The following is a 6,284-nucleotide window of genomic DNA, read 5'->3' as shown; positions in this document are numbered from 1 at the left end:
CCGAGGGAGATACTACTAAATGATGGTCTAATTACATGTTAAAAGACAAAGGTTTTATGATAATTTTCTAAACAGCAGTTCTGTAGGGACGTTGCATTGCAACGTCCTCGCGAACCACAATACACTACCATTAATCCTTCATAAAAGGAGTAATATTAATTAACGGAAATTAAGTTTACAGTGTAATTAGTAATGATTTTGCTATTTATTCAAACCCACTGTTTTAACTTTCAAATACTGTATAATACTTTTTAAATCAGTAGTGATTTAAAATGCCGAATCCCATTATCAGCTAAGCCTTCAAAATGAATAAGTTACCGTAAAAATGTAAACAAAATGTAAATGAAAAATTTTAACATTTTTTTATTCATTTTTTTCTCTTTAAGTGTATGCTGATACACTTTACAAACAAAGTTACTGCATTATAAATATCCTCCTTATGATGTTCTAGGATCAACTTACACTTAATGAATAATAAAGTATTAAGTGTATCTCATACAAAACTTTATAATATAAAATAGCATTTTTACACTTTATAAATTTTGACTATTCACATTTTGACAATAGATAATAATCACACACCTTTGTGATGTAATCAAAACAGAAATAAAGAAACATTAATACATATACTATGAAAAAGTTTACAATTTTATTCGCGGCATTAATAGTATCATTTAGTTTAACAGCAAAAGAATATTATTTACCATTTAACGGCATCTCATATTTCTTTAAAGCTTCTGCAGATGGAACATCTGCTTCATTAATTTTTGAAAACTTAGAAGGTGAAGAAATTAATTTTACTTTATCAGACGAAGCTGGTAATGTTTATATTGATAAAACAGTTATTGCTTCTGGAAAAGTAAAAGAAAATATCAATTTTAAGAGTTTACCTGAAGGAAAATATACTTTTAAAATGATTTTTGAAGACAATTTGCTAGTAAGAGATTTTTACGTTACTGAATCTAAAAGTGCAGTAATGATGAATTACCATTTAGCATCTTCAACTCAAAAATTTAGAACTTCAGTAATCGACGAACACTTAAATATCATTTTAGGTAAAAGTGTTGAAGGGTTTGTGAAAATTAAATTATTCACAGACAAAGGTGAAACAGTTTACAATAGTAAATTCATGGCTGGTGCTCAAAACATCAAACGTTTCGACCTTTCTAAATTACCGCAAGGTACATATATTACAGAATTGATTATTGACGGAGTTTCTTACTCTGATTCATTTTCAATCTTATAATCAAGACATAAAGATTAGTTTATAAAATATAAGTAATAATTTATTTCATTTCATACTTTCTGGGAGAGGTTGTCATTCAGTGGCAACCTCTTTTTTTGTTTGTACTATTCGATTGTAAAACACTTGACTGAAAACTATACAAAAGAATTCTCTTTACTTTATCCATTTATTGGAATCGCTTTTAGAATAAGAGGTTAATCCTTTATATTTAATATCGAACAGACCTAAGTTTCAAAACTAAAGTACTGTACTTACAAACTAAAATACGACTTCCTATATACATGTTAGGCTATTTTAAAATCATCACTTTGTTATCATTTTTCTGGTTTATTATTCACGAGGTATTCATCATAGTGGATGGAATCAGTGCACAACCCCGCACATCAGAGTTTGCGGTGATATTAGGAAACAAGGTAAATGAAAATGGTACACTCTCTCAGAGGTTACAAGCTAGAGTAGACAAAGGATTCGAAATTTATACCAAAAGGCTTGTGCAAAAAATAGTAGTAAGTGGTGGATTAGGTAAAGAAGGACATTATGAAGCCCAGAAAATGGCTGAATATCTTATTCAAAAAGGAGTACCTCAACAAGATATCATCATTGATGATTTTGGAAATACGACTTGGCTCACTGCTGTTAATTTTAAGAAATTAGTTCCAAACAGTAAATCTGTAGTTGTTGTTTCTCAGTTTAGCCACATCACAAGATGTAAATTAGCATTTAAAAAAGTGGGGATTGAGAATATTTCAGCAGCCAGTCCAAACTATTTTGAATGGAGGGATTTTTATTCATTATTTAGGGAATTCTTCGGTTTCTATAAATACCTTATTGGGTATTGAGTTTAGACTATTTTTTTTGTTACCTATTCTATCTTCATTTTAGAATTTCGACACACTAACATCAGTATTTCTTGCATTCTATCGATTCATATCAGATTCGTAAAATCTGATCAAAAACCTGCTTTACAATACTTATTTCAATAAGTTTCGGTCATTCTCTCTATTGGTTTATAATATGATGAAAGTGAAAAATTAAAACCTGCTAAAAAGCAGCTTTAATACTGCGTAAATATTTAGTTTTCAATTATTTACATACAGGTAAACAGCATTATATATGAACTAAATATTAACAATAATTTTTAACATTTTTTTATTTGAAGAAATATTTAGAAGTGTACCGTGATACACTTTACAAACATACTTCCCCATTAATCCATATCCTCCCAACGTTGTACAAGGATCAACTTACACTTAATGACAAAAAATGTATTAAGCGTATCTAATACAAAACTTTTAAATATTAAAATACACAAATACACTTAATTAATTTTGACGATTTTGATTTTGACAAAAGAAAATAATCAATCACCTTTGTAATGTAATCAAAACAGAAAAAACATAAATTAAATAATACATACTATGAAAAAGATCACTACCTTATTTGCTGCATTATTAGTTACCCTTAGTTTATCAGCTAAAGATTACTACTTACCATTTAATGGAATTTCATATTTCTTCAAAGCTTCAGAAGATGGAACATCAGCTTCAATTATTTTCCAAAATTTAGAAGGCGAAGAAATTAACTTTACAATTGAAGATGCTTCTGGTAAAGTATATACATCAAAAAGAGTTATAGCTTCAGGAAAAGTGAAAGAAGATATTAATTTCAAAAGTTTACCTGAAGGAAAATATACATTCAAAATGAATTTTGAAGATAAAATGTTAGTTAGAGAATTTTTTGTAACACCTTCAAATACAGCTGTTATGATGAATTACCAATTGGCTTCTTCAAACCAAAAATTCAAAATTTCTGTAGCGAAAGAAAACCTAAATATCATTTTAGGTAAAGACGTTGAAGGTTTCGTTAAAGTGAAATTATACACTACTGACGGAGATATAGTTTACAATTCAAGATTTGTAGCTGGAGCGAAAAACGTAAAACGTTTTGACCTTTCAACATTACCTACAGGAACATACACTGCAGAATTAATCATTGACGGAGTATCTTACTCAGATTCATTCTCAATCCTATAATTAGAGATATCAAAATTAGATTAAAAATATAAGTAATAATTTATTTCATTTCATTTCATACTGGGAGAGGTTATCATATAAATGATAACCTCTTTTGTTTTATATTAGCAACTCTTAATTGATTCATCACACTAACTATTACTAATTATGATACAAGAAGAAAAGCTAACGATCAAGCACCTCGCTGAAGAAGATAGACCTAGAGAAAAATTACAACTTAAAGGAAGGCATACCCTTTCAGATGCAGAACTCATCGCGATCTTATTAGGTTCAGGATCAAAAAAACTTTCAGCCATAGAAGTTGCTCAACTACTTCTTAATAAAGGAAATAACGACTTAAATGCTTTGGCTCAATTTAGTATTGAAGACTTAAAGAGTATCAATGGCATAGGAGATGCAAAAGCGATAAGCATTATCGCTGCTTTGGAATTGGGGAGACGAAGAAAAGAAACTAAAAAGAAGGAAAGAACTCGGATTACATGCTCCAAGGATATTTACAGTTTTATTACTCCTTATTTATTAGACCTCAATCATGAAGAGTTATGGGTTATTATTCTTACAAGATCCAATCACATTAAAAATATTGAGAAGGTGAGCATGGGAGGAATGACCGGAACAGTAGCCGATCCAAAAATTATTTTCCAGAAAGCTTTATCCCATCAAGGTTGTTCAATAATAATAGTTCATAATCACCCTTCAGGTCAAATTAAACCAAGTCAAGCAGATATTTCGATGACCAAGAAGATTAAAGAAGGAGGGCAGTTTTTAGAAATTCCGTTGTTAGATCATATCATTTTTGCCAATGATAACTATTTCAGCTTTGCGGATGAAGGTATCCTTTAACCTTTGAGAGGATGAGCATTGCACATATTTAATTTTCAATATCATTTTAATAAGGTTCTGATAATCTATTAACTTTTTAATAAAAATATTGAGTATTTTAATATAGGTAAGCACAAAATCAAAATCACATTACACTGTTTCTTACTATTTTTTTGATTATTAACTTCGAAAAGATCTAAATAATATCACCGTTAAACCCTATGTCGTATTTATTTTCATAAAAAAATAATTAAGAATCAATAATGAACTATTTTTGATGTCGTACTTATGTATCCAAATCGATATTGAATCAACAAAAAGTAACTATTAGTTTTTTTTTAAACTAAGCCAGAATCATGAAATCAGTCTCTACTCTTTTTATTTTAATTTTTAGTATAACAACTACTACTTTTGCTACGCCATTAATTCATTCTTATACGAGTATCAAACCCGAATTGGAAAGGTATACGAGTATTGAACAATGGGAAAATCCCAATAACTGGTCACCAAAAGTTGTCCCTTCTGAAGAAAGTATCATACTCGTAAAAAATAAATCCTTTATCATTGACTTCAACTTAGATGTTGAAAAGTTAGTGGTGGGGGCAATTGATGTTTCAAATGGTGCCGAATTCGTCATTACGAATCATGGCAGTATTTTCATTACCAACACACTCACCATCAACCCCAAGTGTTCTTTGGTAATAGAAGGAAAGCTTAAGGTTCAAAAAGCCATAATAAGTGCGTCTGACGGTGAATTTTCCGTCAGAGAAATAGGTAGTATTGATGCACATGAGATATTCTTAAAGATTGACAATTATATCGCTGAATTGAAAGGACATATTTCTTCTACTTATCTCAATATTCACTTTTTAGATAAAAAAGCACAGCTACAAATAGGCGACAACGCCAAGATTCATATTCAAAGTGATTTAGTTGTAAAAAATAAATACAGAGAAAATATATTGGGTGATTTAACAAAAATCACAACATCTGAATGTCAGGGAAATGGGGAGTTTTGTAGTCAAATTACAGCTTACCATTTAAAACTACCTACCATATTGGAGTACTTTGATATAGAGGTGGAGAACGACATTACTTTTGTTTACTGGGAGACATCATCTGAACGGAATTCAAGTCACTTTATCATTGAGAAGTCAAATGATGGAGAAAATTTCACTGAATTGGGTAGAGTCAATGCTAATGGTAAATCAGTCTCTGAAAACCCATATGAACTACAAGATGCTACATTTGACAAAGATAAAAACACGTTTTATCGATTAAGAACAGTGCAGCAAAATGGTGAAGAATTTATCTGGTGTAGACAACTATTAGCCAATCATTCTGACAAGGAGGAATTTGGCATTGAAAAAGTATATCCTAACCCTACGAATTATTATTTAAAGATTGATTTCCAAGCGCAAGAAGATGACCGTATCGATATTAAACTTCATCATACTGAAAATGAGTCGATATGGGATATCAAACCAAAAATTGAAGGAAATAAGGCTATTTTTGATGTACACCACTACCCTGCCGGTGCTTACATCCTAAAAGTAACACTCAATGATATGCTCATTTACACTGGAAACGTCATTATTCATTCTACCAACAGTAAGGGTAATATCAGAAACAGTCAGGCTATATTGGTAGAAGAAGAGGAAAATAAGTAATAGATACTTTTTGTGAATAAAATAAAATGATGATTAACTTTTTCCTGTATTCCCGTAAACTAAAGTAATACTCTAGTTTTCTGATTAATAAGGGATTTACTTATGAAGAATTTAAAAAACATTTTATTTGTATTTGTATTATTATTAATGGGTTTTGCATCTAATGCTAATTCAATCAATGAAGATAGCAAATCTGAAAAAGAACCTATTAATGTATATCCAATCCCTGCCAATACTCAATTTCATATTGATTTTAAAAACAATGAGTATACTGATGTTACTTATAAGTTAGTAAATCTTGAAAGCGGCCTTTCGACAGTGATCGATAACAAGAACGCCATTAGCCATCAAGTTTCTAGCTTTGACGTAAGCTTAATGCCAACTGGTACTTATATGCTTGTCATTGAGGAAAATGGAAAAAGTATCTATACAAAAAAAATGGTCATCAACCATTTCGGAGTTTAGATTTTACATACAATAAAAAAGAAGCACGCATTTTCATGTGAAGATGCG

Annotated in this window: 6 protein-coding genes; all 6 read left to right on the top strand. The window is 30.2% G+C overall.

The window, feature by feature from the left end; translation table 11 throughout:
• Nucleotides 1-631: 631 nt before the first annotated feature.
• The 6 genes from PL77_RS03055 (at nt 632) to PL77_RS03030 (ending at nt 6,236) form a co-directional block, all read left to right on the top strand.
• Nucleotides 632-1,246: a hypothetical protein gene (locus tag PL77_RS03055; protein ID WP_044201521.1), complete on the top strand. Its 615-nt coding sequence runs from the start codon at nt 632-634 to the stop codon at nt 1,244-1,246.
• A 281-nt stretch (nt 1,247-1,527) separates the two neighbouring features.
• Nucleotides 1,528-2,085 carry a YdcF family protein gene (locus tag PL77_RS03050; RefSeq protein WP_052444125.1) on the top strand — a complete coding sequence of 186 codons (558 nt, stop codon included), beginning with the start codon at nt 1,528-1,530 and terminating at the stop codon, nt 2,083-2,085.
• 579 nt (nt 2,086-2,664) lie between these two features.
• Nucleotides 2,665-3,279 carry a hypothetical protein gene (locus PL77_RS03045; RefSeq protein WP_044201519.1) on the top strand — a complete coding sequence of 205 codons (615 nt, stop codon included), beginning with the start codon at nt 2,665-2,667 and terminating at the stop codon, nt 3,277-3,279.
• A gap of 147 nt (nt 3,280-3,426) precedes the next feature.
• Nucleotides 3,427-4,122, top strand: coding sequence for a DNA repair protein RadC (gene radC, locus PL77_RS03040; RefSeq protein WP_044201517.1), 696 nt, complete (start codon nt 3,427-3,429; stop codon nt 4,120-4,122).
• A 335-nt stretch (nt 4,123-4,457) separates the two neighbouring features.
• The gene (locus PL77_RS03035; RefSeq protein ID WP_044201514.1) at nt 4,458-5,771 is read left to right on the top strand and encodes a T9SS type A sorting domain-containing protein; all 1,314 of its coding nucleotides are present in this window, start codon (nt 4,458-4,460) and stop codon (nt 5,769-5,771) included.
• Between the two features lie 102 nt (nt 5,772-5,873).
• The gene (locus PL77_RS03030; RefSeq protein ID WP_044201512.1) at nt 5,874-6,236 is read left to right on the top strand and encodes a T9SS type A sorting domain-containing protein; all 363 of its coding nucleotides are present in this window, start codon (nt 5,874-5,876) and stop codon (nt 6,234-6,236) included.
• Nucleotides 6,237-6,284 lie beyond the last annotated feature (48 nt).

It is taken from the genome of Flammeovirga sp. OC4 (assembly GCF_000812565.1).
GTDB lineage: Bacteria > Bacteroidota > Bacteroidia > Cytophagales > Flammeovirgaceae > Flammeovirga.
Note: the sequence above shows the minus strand (reverse complement) of the source record. Positions and strands in the feature narration are given on the sequence as shown.